This window comes from Tenacibaculum sp. SDUM215027, from assembly GCF_050566205.1.
Classification (GTDB): domain Bacteria; phylum Bacteroidota; class Bacteroidia; order Flavobacteriales; family Flavobacteriaceae; genus Polaribacter.
Map to the genome: position 1 here is coordinate 103,696 of NZ_JBNXUE010000007.1, position 25,007 is coordinate 128,702.

20 protein-coding genes are annotated in these 25,007 nt (G+C 31.8%); 6 read left to right on the forward strand and 14 right to left on the reverse strand.

What is annotated here, in order from left to right:
• Positions 1 to 5: 5 nt before the first annotated feature.
• Entirely contained in the window at positions 6 to 593 is a 588-nt protein-coding gene (locus tag ACQYZ7_RS15205) for a hypothetical protein (protein WP_430730569.1), read from the reverse strand.
• Positions 594 to 711: 118 nt separating this feature from the next.
• Positions 712 to 1,470, reverse strand: coding sequence for a hypothetical protein (locus ACQYZ7_RS15210; RefSeq protein WP_430730570.1), 759 nt, complete (start codon positions 1,468 to 1,470; stop codon positions 712 to 714).
• Between the two features lie 259 nt (positions 1,471 to 1,729).
• On the opposite strand from ACQYZ7_RS15210, the gene guaB reads away from it, so the two are divergent.
• A complete protein-coding gene (gene guaB / locus ACQYZ7_RS15215) occupies positions 1,730 to 3,205 on the forward strand; it encodes an IMP dehydrogenase (protein ID WP_430730571.1) in 1,476 nt (491 codons plus the stop codon).
• Positions 3,206 to 3,384: 179 nt separating this feature from the next.
• Here guaB and ACQYZ7_RS15220 read toward each other — a convergent pair whose 3' ends face one another.
• The 3 genes from ACQYZ7_RS15220 to ACQYZ7_RS15230 all read right to left on the reverse strand — a co-directional run bounded on the left by ACQYZ7_RS15220 (position 3,385) and on the right by ACQYZ7_RS15230 (position 9,674).
• The gene (locus ACQYZ7_RS15220; RefSeq protein WP_430730572.1) at positions 3,385 to 5,856 is read right to left on the reverse strand and encodes a TonB-dependent receptor domain-containing protein; all 2,472 of its coding nucleotides are present in this window, start codon (positions 5,854 to 5,856) and stop codon (positions 3,385 to 3,387) included.
• A 130-nt stretch (positions 5,857 to 5,986) separates the two neighbouring features.
• Positions 5,987 to 7,861 (reverse strand): membrane protein insertase YidC, encoded by a 1,875-nt coding sequence (gene yidC / locus ACQYZ7_RS15225; RefSeq protein ID WP_430730573.1) that lies wholly within the window; start codon positions 7,859 to 7,861, stop codon positions 5,987 to 5,989.
• Positions 7,862 to 8,054: 193 nt separating this feature from the next.
• Positions 8,055 to 9,674, reverse strand: a complete 1,620-nt coding sequence (locus ACQYZ7_RS15230) for a CTP synthase (protein WP_115901469.1) — start codon at positions 9,672 to 9,674, stop codon at positions 8,055 to 8,057.
• A gap of 229 nt (positions 9,675 to 9,903) precedes the next feature.
• On the opposite strand from ACQYZ7_RS15230, the gene rpmH reads away from it, so the two are divergent.
• Both rpmH and carB read left to right on the forward strand, forming a co-directional pair.
• Complete coding sequence (rpmH, locus tag ACQYZ7_RS15235; RefSeq protein WP_028891113.1) at positions 9,904 to 10,065, forward strand: 50S ribosomal protein L34; 162 nt, start codon at positions 9,904 to 9,906, stop codon at positions 10,063 to 10,065.
• Between the two features lie 103 nt (positions 10,066 to 10,168).
• A complete protein-coding gene (gene carB, locus ACQYZ7_RS15240) occupies positions 10,169 to 13,021 on the forward strand; it encodes a carbamoyl-phosphate synthase large subunit (protein WP_430730574.1) in 2,853 nt (950 codons plus the stop codon).
• 61 nt (positions 13,022 to 13,082) lie between these two features.
• Here carB and ACQYZ7_RS15245 read toward each other — a convergent pair whose 3' ends face one another.
• The 3 genes from ACQYZ7_RS15245 to ACQYZ7_RS15255 are packed head-to-tail and all read right to left on the reverse strand — an operon-like array spanning position 13,083 to position 14,702.
• Entirely contained in the window at positions 13,083 to 13,775 is a 693-nt protein-coding gene (locus ACQYZ7_RS15245) for a cyclase family protein (protein ID WP_430730575.1), read from the reverse strand.
• A gap of 2 nt (positions 13,776 to 13,777) precedes the next feature.
• Entirely contained in the window at positions 13,778 to 14,326 is a 549-nt protein-coding gene (locus ACQYZ7_RS15250; RefSeq protein ID WP_430730576.1) for an acyl-CoA thioesterase, read from the reverse strand.
• Positions 14,316 to 14,702, reverse strand: coding sequence for a 6-phosphogluconate dehydrogenase (locus ACQYZ7_RS15255; RefSeq protein WP_430730577.1), 387 nt, complete (start codon positions 14,700 to 14,702; stop codon positions 14,316 to 14,318). The genes ACQYZ7_RS15250 and ACQYZ7_RS15255 overlap by 11 nt, the downstream gene beginning before the upstream one ends.
• 104 nt (positions 14,703 to 14,806) lie before the next feature.
• Between ACQYZ7_RS15255 and ACQYZ7_RS15260 the strand changes: the two genes are divergently transcribed.
• The gene (locus ACQYZ7_RS15260; protein ID WP_430730578.1) at positions 14,807 to 15,982 is read left to right on the forward strand and encodes a GlmU family protein; all 1,176 of its coding nucleotides are present in this window, start codon (positions 14,807 to 14,809) and stop codon (positions 15,980 to 15,982) included.
• Between the two features lie 38 nt (positions 15,983 to 16,020).
• Here the strand turns inward: ACQYZ7_RS15260 and ACQYZ7_RS15265 are convergent, their stop codons facing one another.
• The 6 genes from ACQYZ7_RS15265 to ACQYZ7_RS15290 all read right to left on the reverse strand — a co-directional run bounded on the left by ACQYZ7_RS15265 (position 16,021) and on the right by ACQYZ7_RS15290 (position 23,214).
• On the reverse strand, positions 16,021 to 18,393 hold the full coding sequence (locus ACQYZ7_RS15265) for a TonB-dependent receptor plug domain-containing protein (RefSeq protein WP_430730579.1): 2,373 nt from the start codon (positions 18,391 to 18,393) through the stop codon (positions 16,021 to 16,023).
• Positions 18,390 to 19,310, reverse strand: a complete 921-nt coding sequence (locus tag ACQYZ7_RS15270; protein ID WP_430730580.1) for a FecR family protein — start codon at positions 19,308 to 19,310, stop codon at positions 18,390 to 18,392. Before ACQYZ7_RS15270 ends, ACQYZ7_RS15265 begins: the two co-directional genes overlap by 4 nt.
• Before the next feature lie 76 nt (positions 19,311 to 19,386).
• Positions 19,387 to 19,905 carry an RNA polymerase sigma factor gene (locus ACQYZ7_RS15275; protein WP_430730581.1) on the reverse strand — a complete coding sequence of 173 codons (519 nt, stop codon included), beginning with the start codon at positions 19,903 to 19,905 and terminating at the stop codon, positions 19,387 to 19,389.
• A gap of 62 nt (positions 19,906 to 19,967) precedes the next feature.
• On the reverse strand, positions 19,968 to 21,713 hold the full coding sequence (locus tag ACQYZ7_RS15280; RefSeq protein ID WP_430730582.1) for a M14 family metallopeptidase: 1,746 nt from the start codon (positions 21,711 to 21,713) through the stop codon (positions 19,968 to 19,970).
• 65 nt (positions 21,714 to 21,778) lie between these two features.
• The gene (gene coaD, locus ACQYZ7_RS15285) at positions 21,779 to 22,231 is read right to left on the reverse strand and encodes a pantetheine-phosphate adenylyltransferase (RefSeq protein ID WP_303510865.1); all 453 of its coding nucleotides are present in this window, start codon (positions 22,229 to 22,231) and stop codon (positions 21,779 to 21,781) included.
• Positions 22,231 to 23,214 carry a D-alanine--D-alanine ligase gene (locus ACQYZ7_RS15290; protein WP_430730583.1) on the reverse strand — a complete coding sequence of 328 codons (984 nt, stop codon included), beginning with the start codon at positions 23,212 to 23,214 and terminating at the stop codon, positions 22,231 to 22,233. Before ACQYZ7_RS15290 ends, coaD begins: the two co-directional genes overlap by 1 nt.
• Positions 23,215 to 23,368: 154 nt before the next feature.
• Between ACQYZ7_RS15290 and ACQYZ7_RS15295 the strand changes: the two genes are divergently transcribed.
• Together ACQYZ7_RS15295 and ACQYZ7_RS15300 are read left to right on the forward strand one after the other, a co-directional pair.
• Complete coding sequence (locus tag ACQYZ7_RS15295; RefSeq protein WP_430730584.1) at positions 23,369 to 23,950, forward strand: PASTA domain-containing protein; 582 nt, start codon at positions 23,369 to 23,371, stop codon at positions 23,948 to 23,950.
• A 17-nt stretch (positions 23,951 to 23,967) separates the two neighbouring features.
• Positions 23,968 to 25,002: an RluA family pseudouridine synthase gene (locus ACQYZ7_RS15300; protein WP_430730585.1), complete on the forward strand. Its 1,035-nt coding sequence runs from the start codon at positions 23,968 to 23,970 to the stop codon at positions 25,000 to 25,002.
• The last annotated feature ends 5 nt before the right edge of the window (positions 25,003 to 25,007 follow it).

Sequence of the window (25,007 nt, forward strand, 5' to 3'; positions counted from 1 at the left end):
AATTGTTATTTTTCAGTAATTACTTTTTCAATGGTTATCAATTTATTTAGAGTATCACCAGTTTTATCAATAGTATTGTTTATAGTATTCTCAACCTTTTTTATATCAACCTTATCACCTGTAAGTTGATCTATTGCCGACAAAGCCTCACTTTCTGTGGTTTTTATTTTTACTGCAGAGTTAACTAAGTTTTGAAGTGAAGTAGTAGCTTTATTATACTCACTATAATTAGAGTTTAGCTGGTTTAAAATATCTTGTCTTTGTGAATCTAATACACTTTGAAGCGAGTCTTTTTTATGATTAATAACAGGAACAATACTGTTAAGAATGTTTGGTAATTCCTTTTTATAATCTAAAGAATCTGGTAATAAACCTTCATACTTTTTTAGTAGTGTAGGAGTATACTTATTTTCAATAAATAAGTTTATTTTTTCCTTTCGCTCATCAAAAAGTCTGTTGATTAAAGACACATTTAAAGCATGCATATTATCAGCTTCTTTAATAACTTCTTTGGTTAGTGTAACCGTAGAACTAGGAATACTGGCACAAGAAAAAAGAGAAAAAGAAAAAATAGATACGTAAAAGTACTTCATAAGTGTAGGTAGTTTTAAAGTTAAAAAGAGGTTGCTATGATATTGAGCTAAGTTTGGTTAGTACGTTGTAAGCTCTATTAATAATCACTTAACGTCGCAACCTCTTTATTTTCTTTAATTATTTTTTATTGAGTTTAGGCATGATAAAAATGGATTTAACTCTATCTATAATACCCTGTAGTATGCTAAAAATAGCTTCTGAAGAAAAACCTCCAATCAGAGCTAAAACTCCTTTGTTAAAAAGGTTAATATCTTCAGGGCTTTTAGTGTAAAATGAAATAATTTCCGACATAATAAGCCCAGCAATAATACCAAGTACTATTTGTGCTAAATAAGAAATAGACTCTTCTGAAACCATGGTTGATTCTCTAATGGAGTCGCTAACTCTTTTCAATAAGTAAAAAATAACTCCTAAACCAGCAACGGATGCTAAATAAGAAAGGTTTAAAAGTAATGGCAATCCTGAATTATTCATTAAACCTTTATCTAATGAGTTGTTATTAACATGAGGAGAAAGTGCAGTAACAATAAATAAGACTAAGAAGAAAAGAGCTAAAAAAATAAGATTTCTTACTAAAGGAAGCTTGCTGAAAATAGATTTATTTTGCCCCTCATCACGAAGTGCTTTCGTATACTCTATAGATTTAGGTGTAGCAGGAGCAATATTTTTAACAAGAATATTATGTGCGTTAATTAAATCGTTCAAACTCTTGCTTTCAATCAAAGAGTTCACTTCAGTGTTTATAACAATACCGTTGTAAATAGCATATGATAGCATGTTGTTAATTTCAGTAATTAATTCATTTGATACCTTAGGATAAACTCCATTCGTACTACTAACTTTCTTGCTGTCTTTTAGAAGGGTATTGGTTTCCATTAATTTTAGTTTTATGAATTTGGAATGGGGATAAACACATACTAAAATTAAGAATGATTCAAAAGACAACCAGAAGAGAAACCTTAAGCGTATAAAAGTTGATTATTAGCGTTATTGATAGAAGGTTAAAAAAGAAACAAAAGTCAAAGTAAAAAGTATAAGAAAAATGAATTACTTAACTTAAATTTAAAGGTTGTTTTTATATTATTTGTAGTATATTTGCATGCAATTAATTAACAACACACTAAATTGATTGCATATGCAAGCTCATCAAGCTAAAATATTAGGTGAAGGATTAACGTATGACGACGTTTTATTAGTTCCTGCTTATTCAGAAGTACTTCCAAGAGAAGTTTCAATCCAAACAAAATTTACTAGAAATATAACAATCAATGTTCCTATAGTATCTGCCGCTATGGATACTGTAACCGAATCAGCTTTAGCTATTGCTATTGCTAGAGAAGGAGGGATTGGAGTGTTACATAAAAATATGACAATTGAGCAGCAAGCTCAAGAAGTTCGTAAGGTAAAACGTGCAGAAAGCGGAATGATAATCGATCCGATTACTTTATCGTTAAGCGCAATTGTTTTAGATGCAAAACAAGCAATGCGTGAGCATAAAATAGGAGGAATTCCAATCGTTGATGAAGGAGGAAAGTTAGTAGGAATTGTAACCAATCGTGATTTACGTTTCGAAAAAAATAACGAACGTCCTATTGTTGAAGTTATGACTTCAGAAAACTTAGTAACAGTAGCAGAAGGAACTTCGTTAAAAGATGCTGAAGTTATTTTACAAGAAAATAAGATTGAAAAGTTACCAGTTGTTAATGATAATGATAAACTAGTAGGGTTAATTACCTTTAGAGATATCACAAAACTTACACAGAAGCCAACAGCAAATAAAGATACTTTTGGACGTTTACGTGTAGCTGCTGCATTAGGAGTAACACACGATGCTGTTGATAGAGCAGAAGCATTGGTTAATGCAGGAGTAGATGCTGTGATTATTGATACGGCTCACGGACATACCCAAGGAGTAGTTTCAGTGTTAAAAGAAGTAAAAGCAAAATTTCCACAATTAGATGTGGTTGTAGGAAATATAGCAACACCAGAAGCTGCTAAATATTTAGTAGAAGCAGGAGCAGATGCGGTAAAAGTAGGAATAGGACCAGGGTCTATTTGTACAACACGTGTAGTAGCTGGTGTAGGATTTCCACAATTCTCGGCAGTGTTAGAAGTAGCAGCTGCTATTAAAGGAAGTGGAGTTCCAGTAATTGCTGATGGAGGTATTCGTTATACAGGAGATATTCCTAAAGCTGTTGCAGCAGGAGCAGATTGTGTAATGTTAGGATCGTTATTAGCAGGAACAAAAGAATCACCAGGAGAAACTATTATTTACGAAGGAAGAAAATTCAAATCGTATAGAGGAATGGGATCAGTTGAAGCGATGAAACAAGGTTCAAAAGATCGTTATTTCCAAGATGTAGAAGATGATATTAAAAAATTAGTTCCAGAAGGAATTGTAGGTCGTGTTGCTTACAAAGGAGAATTGCAAGAAAGTATTCATCAGTTTGTAGGTGGATTACGTGCAGGAATGGGATACTGTGGAGCAAAAGATATTGAAACATTAAAAAATACAGGGAGATTTATCCGTATTACTGCAAGTGGAATTAACGAAAGTCACCCACACGATGTAGCTATTACCAAAGAATCACCTAACTATAGTAGAAGATAAAATATAAAGTTATTTCAAAATAGAAACGCCGTTAATTTAATTATTAACGGCGTTTTTTGGATATTATTCTTTCTTAGGTAATGTGGATGGTAACTTTTTAAACTTCTAAACGCAAACAAAAAAAGAGAACTGTATTATACAGTTCTCTTTTTTATTAAGTTGTTATATATAATTAAGAATTAAAATCCTTCGCCACCTCCATCAAATTCACCGTTTCGTTCAGGACGTTCACGTTTTTTATTTTGATTGAATCGGTAGGTAAAACTTAGCGTTATTTGACGTTCTCTCCATTGAAAAGAACCATCATTTATTGTTTTAAGAAGTCCGTTGTCATCATATAAGTAAGTAGTACTTTCTCGTTTACGAGAGTTGAATAAGTCACTAACATTTAATACTAAAGATGCTTTTTCTTTAAATAAGTCTTTACTTAAGGCAATATTAGCCATAAACATACCTTCCCTATCACTCTGAGCGCTAGATTGTGGTCCACGGTACATTAAGCGTGTTTGCCATTGTAGTTTCCAAGGAAGAGTAACACGAGAATTAAAACGAGCAAACCAACTACTATTGTTAACTTCTTTTAAAGGAGTGATAACTTGATCTCCGTTTGCGGCAGTATATACATAAGTAAAAGCATCTGTATTGAATTTGAAATAGTTAAAAGAAGCTGATAATCTAACTTTTTTTGTTGGATTATAGTTTGTTGTAAACTCAAATCCATAACGATTTTCATCATTTAAGTTTACAGGCTGTCTTACAGTTACATTGGTGGGGGTAGTGTCATCTCCAATAATTCTTTCCTCTAAGATTGAAACCCCTTGAATAATATTTGTAGAATATTGATAGTATAAAGAAGCTCCTAGATTAAGTTTACTAATTCTAGTGTTATACCCTAAATCTAATGAATTTGTGAATGTAGGATCTAAGTCTGGGTTTCCTCTAAATACATTAGTAGCAGAACTACGACTTTCAAAAGGGTTTAAAAACCAGTGACGTGGTCTACGTAATCTTCTACTATACCCTAAAGAAATGTTTTCTCCATCATTAATTTCATACCCTAAGTTAACAGTAGGAAACCACTCGGTGTAGTTTTTCTCTTTAAATTGATCTGTTGTAAATACTGTTAAATCGATATCGGTTATTTCAGCTCTTAATCCTAATAAGTATGAGAATTTATCAATTTTACTTCCATATTGAGAGTAAAAAGCATAAATATTTTGCTTGAATTCAATAGCGTTTGATAGGTCTCTTGGAAAAGGGTTTCCAAAAGCATCGCGTACTTTAAAATCTGAGTTTAAATCTTGTAAGGTTACCTTATGTCCTGCCTCAAATTGACTATTTTCTCCAATAGGTAATACATAATCCATTTGAAAAAGACGATCTTTAGAAGTTGTAATTTGTGAATTAATTTCAGAAAGGGCTCCATCTACAAAAATATCTGCAGGTTCAGATTCGTCACTTTCTCCATATTGTAAGTCAATAATTAACTTTTGCCCTTTATCATCAATGTTATTTGTGTAGTTTAAAGAGTATTGTATGTCGGTGCCGTTTTCCCTTTCATCTTCAATTCTAATTTCTCTATCATCTATATTTTTATTAACATCAAAAAATGTAGTGTTGTTTGTAGCAATATCTTTGTCTTTTGAGTTTCTATAGAAGAGACTACCTGTAACAGAGCTTTTTTTGTTAATGTAGTATTCTACACCTAACGAACCGTTGTAGTTATTACTCTTTCTGTCAAAAACCCTATTTTCATCTCTATAATCAGTAATATTACCATCCTTATCAAAGTTAGTAAAAAAACTATTTGAATTTCCAGGGCCTTTTCTGTAAGAGTATGCTAAGTTTGAAAAAATATTAAGTTTTTTTGTTCTATAATTTAGGTTGGGAGAAATTCTCAACATATCAGGGTTACCAACAGTTAAGTTTACTGAACCATTGAAACCAGTAATTTTACCTTTTCGAAGAATAATATTTAAAATTCCCGCAGTACCTTCTGCATCGTAACGCGCAGATGGAGAAGTAATAACCTCTACCTTTTCAATAGCATCAGCAGGAAGGTTTCTTAAGGCATCCGTACCAGTTAATCCTACCAAAGCAGAAGGTTTTCCGTCAATTAAAATACGTACGTTTTCATTACCACGTAAGCTTACAGCCCCTTCAGCGTCTACATTTACTGATGGTACATTGTCTAAAACATCAGAAGCATTACCACCTTTAACGGTCATATCTTTTCCAACATTGTAAATCTTTTTATCTAAACGAATTTCAACGGTAGACTTTTCAGCAATAATTTCAACTTCTTCTAACGTTTCTGCATCTTCAGAAAGTAGAATAGTTCCTAAGCTTTTATTTTCTGTTAGAGTATGATTTCCTAAACTTTTAGTTTTAAAGCCTATAAATTCAACTTTTATATCATATGTACCAGATGAAGCATCTATAGAGAAACCTCCATTAGCATCGGTAACTCCTCCAATAACTTGTTGTGTGTTAGCATTTTTTAATACTAAAGTTGCGTACTCTAAAGGTTGTTTAGAGTTTGTTTCTAAAACTTTACCAGTTAGAGTAATTTTAGAATCGATACCTTTTGTAGTACGCTGTGCAACAGCTGTAAAACTAATTAGTAAAATAAGTAATGTAATTTTCTTCATTATGTTGATTTATAAAGCTTGTTTGACCGCAAATTTCCCTAAAGGTTTAACGGGCTTTAGTTAAAAGAATGTTAAATAAAAAAAGGATGCATATTAGCATCCTTTTTCTATCAAATTATATACTGAAAAACTATTTTTTACCTTTAGCTTTTTGTTGTGCAGCTTGTTGTTCTTGAGCTTGTTTCATAGCAGAATCTAAACGCTCACGGAACTTACTCTTTTTAACAGGCTTCTTTTTGTTTTCTTCAATCTTAGCATGAATCTTAGCTTCATCAATAACATAGTTCTTAATAACGAACATAATTATAATAGTTAACAAGTTAGAGATAAAGTAGTATAAACTCAAACCACTAGCATAATTGTTAAAGAAGAACAACATCATAATAGGAGAGAAGTAAATCATCCACTTCATCATTTTACTCATGTCAGGCATTCCTTCTTGAGTAGGAGCTTGCATGTTAGCTTGTTGACTCTGATTCATTTTCATGTAGAAGAAAATAGCTATAGATGCTAAAATTGGGAATAAACTTACATGGTCTCCATAGAAAGGAATTTTAAAAGGTAATTTAAAAATAGTATCGTATGAAGATAAGTCATTTGCCCATAAGAAACTCTTTTGACGGAAATCGATATTGGTAGGAAAAAACTTAAATAGAGCAAAGAATACAGGCATTTGCATTAATGCTGGTATACAACCAGACATCATGCTTACGCCAGCTTTTCGCTGTACTGCCATGATTTCTTGTTGACGCTTCATCGCGTTTTCTTTACCTGGATACTTTTTGTTTATTTCTTCCATTTCTGGACGAATCACCTTCATTTTAGCACTTGATAAGTACGATTTATATAATACTGGAGACATTATAATACGCACTACGATCGTCATTAAAATGATGATTAATCCGAAGTTACCAATAAACCCTTTTAACATATTAAATACAGGGTAGAATACAGTACGGTTTAAGAAACCAAAAATACCCCAACCTAAGTCAGCAATTTCATCTAAACTAGTTCCTTCATAAGATTTTAATAAATTATAATCAGTAGGTCCATAGAACCATTGCATATTATAATTTAATTCCCCATTAGTTAAGGCCAAAGGAGTTTTTAATCCATAAGTTTTAGTGTATACGCTATCTTTATCTTCACCTGCAAAATCAACAGATTTTAAAGTTGCGTTGCTAAATGGTGTATCAGATGATAAAATAGTAGAGAAGAAGTGTTGTTTATAAGCAATCCAGTCAATATCACTAACAACATCATCATCATTCATTTGTAAGTAATCTACTTCATCGTCAGCTTTATAATAATAGTAAGAGTACATATTTTCGGTTTTTAAACTCTTTTCGTGTCTAAAACCTTTTAAACTCCAATCTAAATTAATTTCTTGAGAACTATTAATGGTATTACTTAACCCTTGTGAACGAACAGCAAAACCTACTCGGTAATCACCTTTTTTCATTTCGTAACGGTACTCTAAAAATTTAGCTTCAGAAACCTTTAATTTTAAAGAAAGTACTTGGGTATCTCCATTTTTGGTAAGAGTAGGAGTAAATAATAAATCTTTAGTATTTAAAATTCGGTTATCAGTAGTTCCGAAATTGATATTAAAGGAAGCGTTATTGTCTTTAACTAAGTAAAGCGGTAACGAATCGTATGTTTTGTAGTTCTTAACTAAAGCTTCGATGATTTGACCACCTTTGTTATCGATAGTTAACTTTACAACGTCATTTTCTAGTGTTGTGTTTCCTTCTTGGCTTTTTGAAGCTCCATATGCAAAAGCACCAAACTTATTTTGTAAAGCAATTTGTTGTAACGAGTCATTTACAACTACGTTATCTGTTAAATTGTTTTGAATGTTGGTTGTAGCATCAGTAGTTTGCTCTGTTTGGGTAGTAGCTTCAGGAGTTTCTTCTGGCTTTTGTGTGTTCATCCACCAAAGCATAATTCCTCCTAATAAAAGCATTCCTATAAAGGAATTTAAATCAAATTTTTTTTTTTCCATTGATATATATTAAAATGTCAACTTGTCATTTAAAGTTTTTCTTGAAAGCTGAAAAACCGGACAAAGGTAGTAAAACCCTCTAGTTTTTTTGAGGTTTTACGATGAATAATTTCGTTAGTAATGGTAGTTCAAACAGCGTTCCACTTTTTTGTCAATAAAAAATCCTGCAATTTTTAGTTACAGGATTTTTAATTTATTTTTTTGATTGTTTTAAAGCAGCTTTAATGAAACCTACAAACAAAGGGTGTGGATTTAACACCGTACTCTTATATTCTGGATGATATTGAACTCCAACAAACCAAGGGTGTGAATCGATTTCAACAATTTCTACTAACCCAGTTTTAGGGTTAACACCTGCTGTTTTCATACCAGCACTTTCTAATTGTTCTTTATAATCGTTGTTATATTCAAATCTATGACGGTGACGCTCACTTATTAATTCTTCTTTATAAGCTTGAAAAACTTTAGAATCTTGTGTTAATTGACAGTCCCAAGCTCCTAAACGCATGGTACCACCTTTTTCAGTAACATCTTTTTGCTCTTCCATTAAGTTAATAACTGGGTGTGCTACTTTAGGGGTCATTTCGGTAGAGTTTGCATCTTTAAGACCTAACACATTTCTAGCAAACTCAATAACTGCCATTTGCATTCCTAAACAAATACCTAAGAAAGGTATATTGTTTTCACGTACATATTGTACTGCTGCAATTTTACCTTCAATTCCTCTGTCACCAAATCCAGGTGCAACTAATACACCGTTTAAACCTTCTAATTGCTTAGCAGCGTTTTCAGGTGTTAATTCTTCAGAATGAATCCAACGAACGTTAACCTTTGTTTTATTACTAGCTGCTGCTCCTGCATGGATAAAGGCTTCTGTAATTGATTTATACGAGTCGTGCAATTCAACATATTTTCCAACTAAACCAATTTCAATACTAGAGGTAGGGTTTTTGTGACGTTCTAAAAACTTATTCCATGTTTTTAAATTAGGTTGTTTACGTGTAGATAAGTTTAATTTATCTAATACAACATAATCCAACCCTTCTTTAAACATAAGGTTAGGAACATCATAAATAGTCTCAGCATCTAACGATTGTATTACATTTTGCTTTTTAACATTGCAAAATAACGCTAGTTTACGTTTAATATCATCAGAAATTTCGTGCTCTGAACGACATACTAAAATATCAGGTTTAACACCACTTTGCATTAATGTTTTCACAGAGTGTTGTGTAGGCTTGGTTTTTAATTCACCAGCGGCTGCTAAGTAAGGAACTAAGGTTAGGTGGATAACAATTGCATTATCCTCTCCTAAATCCCACTGTAATTGACGAACTGCTTCTATATATGGTAATGATTCAATATCACCAACGGTTCCTCCAATTTCAGTAATTACAATATCGTAATCACCTGTATTTCCTAAGATTTGGATTCTGTTCTTAATTTCATCGGTAATATGAGGAATTACTTGAACAGTTTTTCCTAAAAACTCTCCTTTACGCTCTTTATTTATTACAGATTGATAAATTCTACCTGTAGTAACATTATTAGCTTGTGAAGTAGGAATGTTTAAATAACGTTCGTAGTGTCCTAAATCTAAATCGGTTTCAGCCCCATCATCGGTAACATAACATTCTCCATGTTCGTATGGGTTTAATGTTCCTGGATCTATATTAATATATGGATCTAATTTTTGAATGGTTACTGAGTATCCTCTTTCTTGTAATAATTTGGCTAAAGAAGCGGCTATAATTCCCTTCCCTAGTGATGAAGTTACGCCTCCGGTTACAAAAACGTATTTTGTGTTATTCATGGTGCTGTTAGGTTTGGGCAAAAGTAAGAAGTCTGGCAATTAGAACAAATAAAAAAGATAAAAAACGTACAGAAAAATTATGTATGTTTGCCAAACAAACTTTTTTTTAAAAAAAATAAAACAAGGGTTTGTCAGACTGAAAAACTGTTGTATATTTGCCAACGCTTTTAGCAGACGGAATTTCACAAAAGCAAAACATTTTTAAAGAAGATATTTAAGATATACTGTAATGAGTAAAAGAACGTACCAACCATCGAAGAGAAAAAGAAGAAACAAACACGGTTTCCGCGAAAGAATGGCTTCTGCTAATGGACGTAAAGTATTAGCTAGAAGAAGAGCAAAAGGAAGAAAGAAATTGTCTGTTTCATCTGAATCTAGACCAAAGAAATAATGATTAACTATTGTTAATTTTTTAAAGGCGTTACTGTTAAGTATCGCCTTTTTTTATAACCAAACAATTTTTATTTTTACATCACAACACAACACAAATTAAAATGCCTAAAAGACAAGACCTTAAATCGATTTTAATTATTGGATCTGGGCCAATTGTTATTGGTCAAGCATGTGAATTTGATTATTCAGGATCTCAAGCGTTAAGATCTTTGAGAGAAGATGGTATTGAAACTATCTTAATTAATTCGAATCCTGCAACAATTATGACAGACCCTTCGATGGCTGATCATGTATACTTGTTGCCGCTTAATACGAAGTCTATTGTTCAAATCTTAAAAGAGCACCCACAAATTGATGCTGTTTTACCTACTATGGGAGGGCAAACTGCATTAAATCTTTGTATTGAAGCTGACGAAAAAGGAATTTGGAAAGACTTTGATGTTGAAATCATAGGAGTAGATATTGATGCTATTAATATTACAGAGGATAGAGATAAGTTCCGCTTATTAATGGAAAAAATTGGCGTGCCAATGGCACCTCAAGCTACTGCAACGTCATTTTTAAAAGGAAAAGAAATAGCGCAGGAGTTCGGGTTTCCATTATGTATTAGAGCTTCTTTCACATTAGGAGGAGCAGGAGCATCTATCGTATATGATGAGAAAGAATTTGAAGAATCGTTATCAAGAGGATTAGAGATTTCTCCAATTCATGAGGTAATGATTGATAAAGCAATGATGGGATGGAAAGAATATGAGTTAGAGTTATTACGTGATGATAACGATAACGTTGTAATTATCTGTTCTATTGAAAATATGGATCCAATGGGAATCCATACAGGAGATTCTATTACAGTAGCTCCAGCCATGACATTATCGGACAAAACGTTCCAAAAAATGCGTGATATGGCAATCAAAATGATGCGTTCTATTGGTGAGTTTGCTGGAGGATGTAACGTACAATTTGCGGTTTCACCAGACGAGAAAGAAGATATTATTGCGATTGAAATTAACCCACGTGTATCTCGTTCATCAGCATTAGCATCAAAAGCAACTGGATATCCAATTGCAAAAATTGCAGCTAAATTAGCTACTGGTTATACTTTAGATGAGTTAGATAACCAAATTACTAAGTCAACTTCAGCATTATTTGAACCAACATTAGATTATGTAATTGTAAAAATTCCTCGTTGGAACTTTGATAAGTTTGAAGGTTCTGATAGAACGTTAGGTTTACAAATGAAAGCGGTTGGAGAAGTAATGGGGATTGGACGTTCGTTCCAAGAGGCGTTACATAAAGCAACGCAATCGTTAGAGATTAAACGTAATGGAATTGGAGCTGACGGTAAAGGATATAAGGACTATAACCAAGTTATTGAGAAATTAACATATGCTTCTTGGGATAGAGTATTTGCTATTTACGACGCAATTCAAATGGGAATTCCGTTAAGTAAAATACATTCAATAACTAAGATTGATATGTGGTACTTACGTCAATATGAAGAGCTACATGAGTTAGAGAAAGAAATTTCTAAATATACTGTTGATACACTTGATAGAGAACTTTTATTGGAGGCTAAACAGAAAGGATATGGTGATCGTCAAATAGCTCACATGTTAGGATGTTTAGAAAGTGAAGTGTATAAAAAGCGTGAGGAATTAAAAATAAAACGTGTTTACAAATTAGTAGATACTTGTGCTGCGGAATTTAAAGCACAAACTCCTTATTACTATTCAACATTTGAAAGTGAAATAGAAACAGCGGATGGTATCGTTTCTGTATCAAACGAAAGTGTGGTTTCTGATAAGAAAAAAGTAATTGTATTAGGTTCTGGGCCTAATAGAATTGGTCAAGGTATTGAATTTGACTACTGTTGTGTTCATGGTGTGTATGCAGCAAAAGAGTGCGGTTATGAAACTATTATGATTAACTGTAATCCAGAAACTGTTTCTACCGATTTTGATACAGCAGATAAATTATACTTCGAGCCTGTTTTCTGGGAACATATCTATGACATCATCAAGCATGAAAAACCAGAAGGGGTTATAGTTCAGTTAGGAGGACAAACAGCTTTGAAATTAGCTGAAAAGTTAGAGCGTTACGGAATTCCGATTTTAGGAACTAGCTATAAAGCGTTAGACTTAGCGGAAGATCGTGGAAGTTTCTCTAGCTTATTAAAAGAAAATAATATTCCTTATCCAGAGTTTGGAGTTGCAGAAAATGCTGATGAAGCTTTAGCGTTAGCAGATGAATTAGATTTTCCAATTTTAGTGCGTCCATCATATGTATTAGGAGGGCAAGGAATGAAAATTGTGATTAACAAAGAAGAGTTATTAGAGCATGTAGTAGATTTATTACGCAAAATTCCTAATAATAAATTATTGTTGGATCACTATTTAGAAGGAGCAATTGAAGCAGAAGCAGATGCAATTTGTGACGGTGAAAATGTATATATCATTGGAATTATGGAGCATATTGAGCCTTGTGGAATTCACTCAGGAGATTCAAATGCTACTTTACCAGCGTTTAACTTAGGAGAGTTAGTATTAGAACAAATTAGAGAGTATACTAAAACAATTGCTTTAGCACTTGATACGGTTGGATTAATTAATATTCAGTTTGCTATTAAAGATGATAAAGTATTTATCATTGAAGCAAACCCACGTGCATCTCGTACGGTTCCGTTTATAGCAAAAGCATATAAAGAACCTTATGTTAACTATGCTACAAAAGTGATGTTAGGAGACAAAAAAGTAACTGATTTTAATTTCAATCCACAGTTAGAAGGTTTTGCAATTAAGCAACCTGTATTCTCTTTTAATAAGTTCCCTAATGTAAATAAGAATTTAGGACCTGAGATGAAATCGACAGGAGAAAGTATTCTGTTTATAGATTCACTTAGAGATGATGCTTTTTACGATTTATATGCAAGACGTAAAATGTATCTAAGCAAATAAGTTGTAAGAATAAATACAATATATTGAATAAAAAAATCCGAAGCTTAAACTTCGGATTTTTTTATTCAAAAATGGCAACAGCTCTTACAGGAGAGCCTGTTCCTCCTCGTATTTTTAAAGGTAAAGCGATGAAACGAAATCTACCTTTGCCTAATAGTTTATCTAGATTTATCATGTTTTCATAATGAGTAAACCCCATTTCTCCACAAATATGATGTACTTTTTTGTTGGATACTTTAGGAACACCAGGAGACATAGTTTCTACACCAAAAGCAGCAATTTTTTGCTCACCTAACCAAGTAGCACATTCAGCTGTAATACCTGGGCCTTTTCCCCAGTTTTCAGTATTAAAATGTTTAGTATAATGGTTTGTGCAAATAAGAACAGTATCACCTTTTTTAATGCTGAGTTTTTCTTTTTCTAACTGTTCTTTAACTTCATCAGAAGTAATTAATTCCTGTAAGTTTTTATGAGAAAAATCTAAACAAATGCCTTCGGTATAAAACATAGAAAGTGGCATGGTATCTATCGATTTTCCTTTATGTTTAGCAGCCATATGGTTTAAAGCATCAACATGAGTTCCTGTATGCTCTCCCATTTCTAGTTTATATACAGCAGGAGTTTTAGTAATAGGGTTTTTAATTCCGTCCCATTCTTCATGGGTATTGTGTACAGACATTTTAACTTGTGGAAGGCTTTTGTAAACAGGCATTCCGTCAAAAATATCTTGACTTAAATCGATAATTTCAGGCATAGTTACAATTTAATCTTTACATTATGATTTTTAAGCTCTTCAATGTAGTTTTTAGCAGTAAAATTATCGTTGTCAAACTTCTCTTGCCTATTTTTTTTCATTTTTATTCTATGGATAGCTTCTAAAAAACGACGCATTTCATTATCATCATTAATAATAATTCCAGGAACTTTGGCATTGTCACCATTATCCTTTTTGGCAACCATAGTAAAATAAGAAGAATTACAATGCTTGGTCTTTCCTGTTTGTATATTTTGCGCTTCTACTCGTATACCAACGACCATTGAAGTTTTACCTACGTAATTAATTGAGGCTTTCATGGTAACTAATTCACCTACTTCAATAGGATTAATAAAGTTAACAGTATCTACTGATGCTGTTACACAATAAGTTCCTGAATGTTTAGAGGCACAAGCAAAAGCAATTTGATCCATTAGCTTCAAAATGTATCCACCGTGAATTTTGCCACTAAAATTAGCATGAGAAGGAAGCATTAACTCAGAAATAGTAATATGAGTATCTTCTATGTTTCTATAACTATTATTGTTCATTGTCTTTTTTTATTCCTCTAAAGTGAGGAGATTGTTCTTCTTCAACATGGGTTATAAAATGTTTTGTGTCACCTAACCAAAAGAAGGTTCCGAAACGTTCCTTATAAGTCACTTTTACATAACGACCTTGGTATTCTTGAAGCTTCTTAATAACTTCTTTTTGGCCATCTTCTACAGAAAAAGAAAAAATTTGTGCACCTGAAATACCTTGGCTAATTTCACCTTCCCAAGTTTTTACTACCACACCTTTATAGCTAATTTTTATTAGTTCACCCGAGCGAACTCCTTCACTGTAAGGAACAAAATAAATAAAAGCGTAGTATAGCGCTGCTATAACAGCAATACCAACTAAAATTAATCCTAAAATTTTTTTCATAGTAAAATATTGAAGAATGTATAATAACAAAAGTAAGGTTTATATTTTGACTTGTAAAATGAATTGAAAGTGGTAAGTTTGTGTTGCTTCAAAAAATGATTAATATGAATTATATTTTATTTGATGGTGATGTGCGTACAGCGTTACTACCATTTACATATACACGACCAGTAGCTGATATTAGAGTAGGAATTTTAACCATTAGAGAAAAATGGGAAAAGTATTTAGGTCTAACAACTACAACTGTTACAGAAGAGTATTTAGAAGAGAAATACCCAATGGTTGAAATGGAAGAAAATGTGTTATTAAATGCCTCTTTTTTACCAACTAAACCTCTGGTTGAAATGGTTAAAAATCTCCAAGTTAATCAAGCTATTTTTAAAGGTGAAGATGTAATTGCTTTTTATACGACTGACACTCAAGATGAAGTAGATTTTTATACTTATGAGCATATAGAATTTGAAGATGATATAATTCAAATAAAAAATACTTGGGATATTTTTTCATTAAATGACAAAGCGATTAGAGCTGACTTTGATTTAATTACTGAAGGTAGAAAGTCTCAACCAATACCAGAAACTGTTAATTGTGTTAATAGAAATGATATTTTCGTTGAGAAGGGTGCTAAACTGACTTTTGCAACATTAAATGCTTCAATAGGTCCAATTTATATTGGTAAGGAAGCTGAAATAATGGAAGGAGTAGTTGTACGTGGTGCTTTGGCTATGTGTGAAAATTCAGTATTAAAGTTAGGAGCAAAAATTTATGGAGCTACTACTTTAGGGCCTTATTGTAAAGTAGGAGGAGAGGTGAATAACTCGGTATTATTTGGATACTCAAACAAAGGTCACGACGGATTTTTAGGGAATTCAGTGTTAGGAGAGTGGTGTAATATTGGTGCAGATAGTAATAATTCAAACCTCAAAAATAATTATGCTGAAGTTAAATTATGGAATTATGAGTTAGGACGTTTCTCTAAAACAGGATTGGAGTTCTGCGGATTAATGATGGGAGATCATTCGAAGTGTGGAATTAATACCATGTTTAATACTGGAACAGTTGTGGGGGTCTCAGCTAACATTTTTGGAAGCGGATTTCCTAGAAACTTTATTCCATCATTTAGTTGGGGAGGAGCTTCAGGTTTTACTGAATATAAAACAAATAAAGTTTTTGAAGTTGCAGAAGTAGTAATGAAAAGGAGAGGTGTTGAGTTTGATGAAAGGGAAAAACAAATTTTAGAACATGTTTTTGACGAAACAAAACAATATAGAAACTATTAAACTGAAGAAAGGCTTTACATTTTGTAAAGTCTTTTTAGTTAAAAACTAACTCTAAAAACAAAGTTAGGGGTAACCCCTAAAGACATTTTATCAGCTTCTTTTAGTTGGTACTCAATTTCATCATTAGAATTTCGGATAGGAATAGAACTGTAGGTTCTACTCAAGATATTCTTTTTATTAAAGATATTAAGTAATGAGAACCCTAATTTACCTTTCCATTTTTCAGAGAAATTAAAAGAGTAAGTCATTGAGGCGTCTAATCGACTATAGTTAGGAAGCCTAAGAGCATTAATGTTATCTGAATCTAAGTTAATATGAGGGGTACCATCTTCGTCAGTGTAAAACTCTTTTACGGCAGTGTAAGGATTACCAGTTCTATAAATCCACCCAAGAGAGAATTCATAATTGTTTAACTTGTATGCATGAGACCAAGAAAAATAGTTAGTAATGTCATGGTTTGCAGGAAAGTACTTGTTTTCTAAATCTAAGAATTTAAAACTGTTTTTAGTGTATGAGTAATTAATCCAGGTTCTATAATTATTAAACTTTTTATTAACTAACATATCAATACCAAATACTTTTCCTTCACCATTTGAAAAGTCGTCAGTTTGATCATTATAGCCACTAGTTTGTGACGTCATTCCACTAACTTTTTTATAGTAAGGTTCAATATCTATTTTCCAATTGTTTTTATTAAAAAGTATTCCAGAAGAAACTTGCAAACTTTTTTGAAGAGGAATATCATCGTTATTTACCTGCGCCCATATTTGATTTTCTAAATCAAAACCTAAACTTGAAGTTAAAAATTCTACTATTTGACTTAGAGTTTGATGCTTTTGTTCAAAAGAAGCTTTAACACTTAAACTTGATGTTAGTCTCTTTTCAAAGTATAATCTAGGCTCTAAAACAAACTTATTAATCTTAGAAAAGTAATTAAACCTTATACCAGAGTTTATATTCCAATTATCGTTGTCGTATAAGTATTCTGCAAAGACAGAATGTGTGTTATTTGTTGCTTTGTCTTCTTGTAATAAAGAATATCGGTTCTCTCCTTCTAAATCAATAGAATATTTTAGCTCATAAGCAGCTTTAGTTGAAGTAAAGTCATATCCCCAAAACAAATCTGTTCTATCGTTAAAAGAATAGTTCATGTTGTATGAAATACCAAAATCTGTTAAGGAATTACTTTTGGCAGATGATAAAATAAGATAATCATCTATATAATTGTAATTTCCTTTATAATGTAAATGAAAACTAGAAAAATAACTTTTTATATTATGAGTCTTTTTTTCAGTTGATTGTTTTTTCCAGTTAATACTTGCTCCAGTATTGTCAATATCTAATTCATCGTTGTATTTGTCTTTATAAAAAGGAATAGCAAAGTTATTAAACATTTTGTTTTTTGTGTGTAAAAAACTAAGGCTTAAAGATTCATTTTCATTAGGCTTATACACAAACTTTGTAGTGTAGTCTAAAAATTTAAATTTATTATCTCTATTAAATTTAATATTCTTATCTATGATTTGATTTTCTTGATTATTATCAAATGTTTGAAAAACACGCATAGATATTTTATTAAAAGTAAACGTTTTTAAAATATCAGAAAAAGACCTTCTAGCGGAAAAAGAAAGAGCTGTTTTCTTAGAAAGAGGAACTGTAAGAAGCGCGTCAGCATGCGTCATATTTAATCCAAAGTTACCTGTAATTTTCTCTGGAATTTTCTCTGTTGTTTTAATATCTATTACACCAGAAACTCTATTTCCATATCTTGCTCCTGTACCACTTTTAGAAAGAGTAATTTCTTTAGTAGTGTAGGGGTTAAATGCAGAAATCATTCCGAAGAAGTGTCCAGAGTAATACATTTTTATTCCATCCCACAAAATTAGGTTTTGATTTGGTGTTCCTCCTCTTATATAAATACCGGCTGCTGTTTCATTAGGGCTTTGAACACCAGGTATAATTTTTAAGCTTTCTAATACATCAGGCTCAGTTAAACCAGGTAAAACACCTAACTGCTTAGGAAGAATAGATATAGCTCCATTTCTTTTTTTATTAATACCAGAGGTAATATAATTAGTAACAAGAACTTCTTTTAAAAGATTATACTCATTAGTATCAAAGTCTGAATCCTTAGTTATATAGTAATAGCGTTTGTTAATTTGGTTAAAAACCAAAGGAGTTTGACGTTCAATCTCACCAATGAGATATACTAATTCACACTTCTCCTTTTTGAAAGAGAAGTTTTTTCCTTGAATTATCTCTGTATTAAAAGAAAACTTTACGCCAAAATTAGTTTCTGTTTCTTTTAAAACATCTAATAAAGGCACATCAACAAAAGAAATGTCTACCTTTTCCTGAGAAAAAATAGACATCGCTAAGCATATAAAAAGTATACTTAATTTTATCTTCATTTATTATATGTCAATATAACTGAACTATTTTCTGCTAATTTATAAGAAATTTTCATAGGAGCAAAAACAGTTTGCAATGCTATATTAACATCTTCATGTGTAAAAGTACCTGTAAATCGTTGATTGGTATCTATTTTTGAAGTGTCAAATTTTAATTTGAATTGATTTTCTAAAGCTTTTATAACTTGATGTAACGGAGTATTGTTAAAAGAACTTTCACCTACTATCCAAGAAGGAACGCTATCCAAAAACTCCCATTTTTCAATAGAATTACTATAATTTCGGTAAGCTTTACCTTTAGTTAAAATAACTTCTTCTTTATTCTTTGAAGTAACTTTTACTTTCCCTTCATAACATTTAACTTCAAAGTAACCTTCTGAAGTATTTACAGTAAATTTAGTTCCTAATACAGTTACATTACCTTGATTAGATTTTACAGTAAAAGATTTTCCTTTCTCAACTTCGAAAAAAGCCTCCCCTTTTAAAGATAACACTCTTTTATAATCCCAATTTCTCTTTTTGTATGTTATTGTAGATTTAGGTGATAAATGAGCTTTAGAGTTGTCTGGTAAAGTAATAGTTAATTGCTCTCCATAATTTGTAGAGAAATCAGTAGTACTATTGTTGAAATATAAAAAACTAATTAATAATGCTATAGAGGCAACCGCACCGTACATCCAAGTAGGTATTAATTTCACTACTTTTTTGTTAGTTTTTGCAGGCTCTATGTTTTTCATAACTTTATTAAAAGCATCCTCTTTATTGTAGGAAGGGGCTTTTAATAATAATGAAGCATCATCAATAGCTTTAAATTGATGATAAACTTCTGTTTGTTGAAACTCTTTCAACTCTTCAGTAGATAGCTCGTTGGCTATCCATCTGGCTAAAAAAGTTTCATCTTTATAATTTATTTTCATTTTCTATGATTCGTGCTATTTGTATAGAAACAAGTAAAAGACTAATTACCCTACCTGTTACAAATATTATTTTCTGTTATACTTTACCTATTTGTTCCTTTAAAGTTAGCAACGCCTTACTCATTCTTTTTTCTACAGCTTTCACAGAAACTCCAACGATATCTGCAATTTCACTATACTTTTTCTTATCTATTCTGCTAAGCAAAAAAACTTCTCGTTGTTTTTCTGGTAAGTTGGCAATTGCTTTTTTAAGTTTTGTGTGAAATTCCTCTTCTTCTAAAATATACTGAGGTGTCTCATTAGTTGTACCAGAAGAAACACTTTGTTTTTGATGTTCTAAAACAACTTTTTTGTGTGCTATATCATTTAAAAAATGATTGTTAGCCACTGTATATAGGTAAGATTTTGCTTTTTCAAAAATAACTTTAGCGCAATTACTCCATAATTTTATATATGCTTCTTGTACGATATCCTCAGCTTGCTGAGTATCGCCACATTTATAGTATATATAGTTTCTCAATGTTTGTGAGTGTTGATTAAAAATTTCTTCAAAATTTCTCTGCTCACAAACAGATTTCAAGGGTTCTTTATTCATTTAGATTAAGTTACTAATCAGCAACAAATGTATGAAAATGTAATTAAGAGGTTAAAAAATTATTAATATAACTTAAAAATAGGCAATTTCTTATGTGCTTTTTCGTAGTGAGGTGTTTTTTGATAAATCCAGTATAATTGTGCTTGTGGGTTTTTAGCAAAATCTATCTCTAGTTTTAGCTTCTTAATAAACTCTTCTTTTATTAAAGGATTATCATTTAAGAAACCCTCAGCAATATCCTCAAAAACATAAGCAGAGTACCCTTCTTTTTGTTGTAAGATAGTATCAAAGAAGTTCCAATTAAAAAAAGAGTCAGTAGCTTCGGCTTCTAATGTTTCTATAATATATCGAATGCCTTGTTGGTTAGTTGGAATATAGATATCGCCCTTTTTTAATGAAATGTCTTTTTTGTTTTTTAATACTGTAGTGTTATAATGTAAATAATGACCTTCATAAGCCATTTTTCGAGTGTTAAAGTCTTTTATGTGTTGAACTTCGACAGTTAATAAGGTATCTTTTTCAAAACGAGTAAATTCAATTTTATTATTTTGTAATCGATCTACAACATTATGCCAACCTTGTTCTAATATATAGGCTTTAGGTATGGTGATTTCTTTGGTAGGAACAAAGTTGTTATAATAAGAAACTTTTTTATTGTAAGGTTTTGTTCTATCATAAAACAAACGTTTTCCATTGGTAACTTTACTGTCTATAAAAGTTCCTTCATATCCCTTAAAATGAAGAGCTGTAGGATTATTCTTATCAACTGTAAATACAACGGGGTACGTTTTCTTATTTATTATTACATCAACAGCATTTTTTCGTAGGTCTTTTATTTTACGACTATTATCTTCGGAAAAATCTAAAGTAGAAAATAACAATTCATAGGTTTGTTCTACTCGAGTTTTGTATGGCTTCAACATGTGAGTTTCAACCATTAATCCTAATGTGTTGAATAGAGTAGTGTAGCCAGTAGAATACCTAGGAGAATCAAAAAATTGAGACCATCCATTTTCTGGAGTAGTTCCCCAAACGTTTACATATGGAGTAATAATAATGTTTTTTTCTACCAAAGATTGTTCTATTTGAGGACGCATTTTAGTTTCAATAAACTCACCTAGTTTTCCTCCTAATTTATTATGCTGTGTAAATAAATGTGTAATTGCATATTGGTAATCTGCCCCGTTGCTCACATGATTATCAATAAAAACATCGGGATTTACAGTATGAAAAATCTCAGCGAAAGCAGCCGCATTTTTAGTGTCTTGTTTAATAAAATCACGATTTAGGTCAAAATTACGAGCATTACCTCTAAAACCATACTCTTTAGGTCCATTTTGATTAGTTCTTGTATGTGAGTTTCTATTTAATGCACCACCAATATTATAGACAGGAATAACACAAATCAATGAGTTTTTGTATTTGTTTTTTAAAGAATCATTTTGAACGATGTCTCTTAATAAAAGCATGGAAGCATCAATTCCGTCAGACTCTCCTGGGTGAATACCATTGTTGATTAAAACTCTGTTTTTTGAAGAGTTCTTTAGCTCTTTAATATTAGTTTTTCCATCTGTATTGAAAACAACTAAGTGTAAAGGCTTCCCAATATCTGTAGTAGCTATTTCAAACAAAGAAATTTCAGAATAGGTGTCAGCTAAATCTTTGTAGTAAGAAATAACCTCTTGATAAATGGGAGTTTCTGTACCATTTGAAGTTTCAAACAACGTAGTAAATTTTTTTGTTTCTTTTGTTGACTCTTGTTTACAAGCAACAGTAATTAGTAGAAATAATACAGCTAGCTTTTTCAATGAATAATATTTTAGGTGTTTAGAGGTAAGCCTAGATAATTAACTTCTTGGCTATCGCCCTGCGATTAAATTCTAACAGCATCTGGAACCAAGCCTGTATAGTCTCCATCGTTTCTAATAACATCTCTTACAATAGATGAAGAAATATAGCTTTTACCCGAAGAGGTTAGCAAGAAAACAGTTTCAATTTCAGAAAGTTTTCTGTTGGTATGTGCGATAGCTTTTTCAAACTCAAAATCAGCAGGGTTACGTAAACCTCTTAGAATGAATTGAGCATCTTGCTCTTTACAAAAGTTCACGGTAAGTCCGCTATAGGTAAGCACTTTTATCTTTGGTTCGTGTTTAAAAGTCTCCTCTATAAAACGCTTACGTTCTTCTAAAGAAAACATATATTTTTTATCTGCATTTACACCAATTGCGATGATTAATTCATCAAAAAGTGTAACGCCACGTTCAATAATATCTAAGTGTCCTAAAGTAATTGGGTCAAAAGACCCAGGAAAAATTGCTCTTTTCATTATATTTTGTCGTTTAAAGCCATTTCAATAGCATTTCCAAATAATTGAGACAACGAAATACCTGCATGATTGGCTTGCTGTGGTAAAATACTAGCTTCGGTTAGTCCCGGAACAGTATTCATTTCTATAAAATGAGGTTCATCGTTAACTAAAATATATTCAGAACGAGAGAAACCACGCATGTTTAAAATTTCATATACACGTTTTGCTACTTCTTTAACTCTTTTTCTTTGAGAGTCTGTTAAACGCGCAGGGGTAATTTCTTGTGATTCTCCTTCATATTTTGCTTTGTAATCAAAGAAATCATTTTCAGAAACAATTTCGGTCATTGGTAATACTTTTGTTTCTCCTTTATATTGAATTACTCCTACAGAAACCTCAGTACCATCTAAAAAACTTTCAATTAATATTTCAGTATCTTCTTCATAAGCTTTTTCTATGGCCGGAATTAATTCTTCTTTCTTGTATACTTTTGAAATACCAAAACTAGAACCTGCCCCGTTTGGTTTTACAAAGCATGGAAGTCCTACTTTTTTAATAAAAGCATCACAATCTATTTCATCACCTTTATTAAGATAAATAGAAATAGCAGTTGCTATTCCGTATTGTTTTACCACGCTTAAGGTATCACGCTTATTAAAGGTTAAAGCCATTTGATAGAATGGGGCAGAGGTGTGTTTTAAGCCAATAAGATCAAAGTAAGCTAAGATAACACCGTTTTCACCAGGTGTACCATGAATGGCATTAAAAACACAATCGAATGTGATTTTTTGTCCTTCAATTTCAACTGAAAAATCTTTTTTATTTATCGGATATTCCGCTTCATTATCGTCAACATATACCCATTTATCTTCTAAAATATGAATTTTATATGCGTTATATGTTTCTGTATCAATATGTTTGTAAACTACATTACCACTTTTTAGAGAAATTCCTACTTCTGAGGAATAACCTCCCATAATAATAGCGATGTTTTTTTTCACTTCAAATGTATTTCAATTACTGTTTTTATCATTGTTTGCCTAAAATCCAACCGTTGGATTATACAAACTTACCAAAAAAACTCGTTTAAGACTTATTGAATTTAAAATAGTAATATTTTTACTGTAAATTTGTGCGATCTTACAAAAAAATGATATGAGTAATTTTACAGAAAAGTTTAAAGGTTTATTTCAATTTATTAAAAGTAAATCTTTTTTAAAAAACGTAATTATAGCAATTGTTTCGATACTTGTTTTTGTATTTGTTTTACAATGGTGGTTAGGAGTTACAACGAATCATAATCAAAAAATACAGGTGCCTAACTTGCACAAAATGTCTTTAAGTGACGTTGAGCAAAAGTTAGATGAGTTGAACTTAGATTTTGTGGTAATTGATAGTGCTAGCTATAACCCAGATTATCCAAAGAAATCAATTATTGAACAAGATCCGGAAGCAGGTGATTTTGTAAAAGAAAAGCGTAAGATATACTTAACCTTGAATCCGTCAAAGTATAGAGATGTGGAAGTGCCTAATTTAAACGGGCGTACAAGGCGTCAAGCAACAACACATTTACGTTCTATTGGATTTAAGGTAGGAACAAAAGTTACTTGGGTTCATGATATAGGAAAAGATGTGGTTCGTGGATTAAAACATAACGGACAAAAAATAGAGCCAGGAACTAAGTTACCAAAACAAACAACCATCGACTTGATTTTAGGTGATGGTAATGGATACTAATTTTTTATAATTGATTGATGCAGGAAGATAACACTCCAGAGATAGAAAATGATGACTTATACGAACATCATAAATTCGTAGCAACAGAAGGACAAGTACCTTTACGAGTAGATAAGTTTTTAATGAATTTTATTGAAAATGCTACTCGAAGTAAAATACAGCAAGCAGCTAAGGCAGGAAATGTTTTGGTAAATGATGTTGCTGTAAAGCCAAACTACAAAGTAAAACCTAAGGATGTTGTGAGAGTTGTATTAACATACCCACCTCACGAAAACTTATTAGTTGCAGAAGATATCCCTATTGATATAGTGTATGAAGATGATGAAGTAATAGTAGTGAACAAATCAGCAGGAATGGTAGTGCACCCTGGGCATGGAAATTATTCTGGAACATTGGTTAACGGACTAATACACCATATTGAAAATTTACCTAAGAACTCAAATGAGCGACCTGGTTTAGTACATAGAATTGATAAAGATACTAGTGGATTGTTGGTGGTTGCTAAGACTGAATATGCAATGGCACATTTATCTAAGCAGTTTTTTGATCGTACCACGGAACGCTTGTATTATGCTTTAGTTTGGGGAAATATTGAAGAAGATGAAGGTACTATTGAAGGAAATATAGGACGTAGCTTTAAAAATCGTTTACAGATGGATGTTTTCCCTGATGGGGAACATGGTAAACATGCTGTTACTCATTTTAAAGTATTAGAAAGACTTACGTATGTAACATTAGTGCAATGTAAGCTGGAAACGGGTAGAACACATCAAATTAGAGCCCATTTTAAGCATATTGGTCATACGCTTTTTAACGATGAGCGTTATGGTGGAAACGCAATTTTAAAAGGAACTACGTTTACTAAATACAAACAATTCGTAGATAACTGTTTTAAAGTATTACCAAGACAAGCATTACATGCAAAAACCTTAGGTTTTACACATCCAACTACAGGGAAATTTTTACAATTTAATACTGAAGTACCGGAAGATATTAAAGCTTGTTTAGAAAAATGGCGCACCTATTCTGAACACTCTAAACTAGAGGAATAATAATT

Coding starts and splice junctions, on each gene's coding strand:
- ACQYZ7_RS15230 (WP_115901469.1), bottom strand. CDS start 9,674: ATGAATAACACAAAATACGTTTTTGTAACCGGAGGCGTAACTTCATCA.
- rpmH (WP_028891113.1), top strand. CDS start 9,904: ATGAGTAAAAGAACGTACCAACCATCGAAGAGAAAAAGAAGAAACAAA.
- guaB (WP_430730571.1), top strand. CDS start 1,730: ATGCAAGCTCATCAAGCTAAAATATTAGGTGAAGGATTAACGTATGAC.
- ACQYZ7_RS15205 (WP_430730569.1), bottom strand. CDS start 593: ATGAAGTACTTTTACGTATCTATTTTTTCTTTTTCTCTTTTTTCTTGT.
- ACQYZ7_RS15295 (WP_430730584.1), top strand. CDS start 23,369: ATGAGTAATTTTACAGAAAAGTTTAAAGGTTTATTTCAATTTATTAAA.
- ACQYZ7_RS15245 (WP_430730575.1), bottom strand. CDS start 13,775: ATGCCTGAAATTATCGATTTAAGTCAAGATATTTTTGACGGAATGCCT.
- yidC (WP_430730573.1), bottom strand. CDS start 7,861: ATGGAAAAAAAAAAATTTGATTTAAATTCCTTTATAGGAATGCTTTTA.
- ACQYZ7_RS15300 (WP_430730585.1), top strand. CDS start 23,968: ATGCAGGAAGATAACACTCCAGAGATAGAAAATGATGACTTATACGAA.
- ACQYZ7_RS15255 (WP_430730577.1), bottom strand. CDS start 14,702: ATGAAAAAAATTTTAGGATTAATTTTAGTTGGTATTGCTGTTATAGCA.
- carB (WP_430730574.1), top strand. CDS start 10,169: ATGCCTAAAAGACAAGACCTTAAATCGATTTTAATTATTGGATCTGGG.
- coaD (WP_303510865.1), bottom strand. CDS start 22,231: ATGAAAAGAGCAATTTTTCCTGGGTCTTTTGACCCAATTACTTTAGGA.
- ACQYZ7_RS15265 (WP_430730579.1), bottom strand. CDS start 18,393: ATGAAGATAAAATTAAGTATACTTTTTATATGCTTAGCGATGTCTATT.
- ACQYZ7_RS15275 (WP_430730581.1), bottom strand. CDS start 19,905: ATGAATAAAGAACCCTTGAAATCTGTTTGTGAGCAGAGAAATTTTGAA.
- ACQYZ7_RS15210 (WP_430730570.1), bottom strand. CDS start 1,470: ATGGAAACCAATACCCTTCTAAAAGACAGCAAGAAAGTTAGTAGTACG.
- ACQYZ7_RS15220 (WP_430730572.1), bottom strand. CDS start 5,856: ATGAAGAAAATTACATTACTTATTTTACTAATTAGTTTTACAGCTGTT.
- ACQYZ7_RS15270 (WP_430730580.1), bottom strand. CDS start 19,310: ATGAAAATAAATTATAAAGATGAAACTTTTTTAGCCAGATGGATAGCC.
- ACQYZ7_RS15260 (WP_430730578.1), top strand. CDS start 14,807: ATGAATTATATTTTATTTGATGGTGATGTGCGTACAGCGTTACTACCA.
- ACQYZ7_RS15250 (WP_430730576.1), bottom strand. CDS start 14,326: ATGAACAATAATAGTTATAGAAACATAGAAGATACTCATATTACTATT.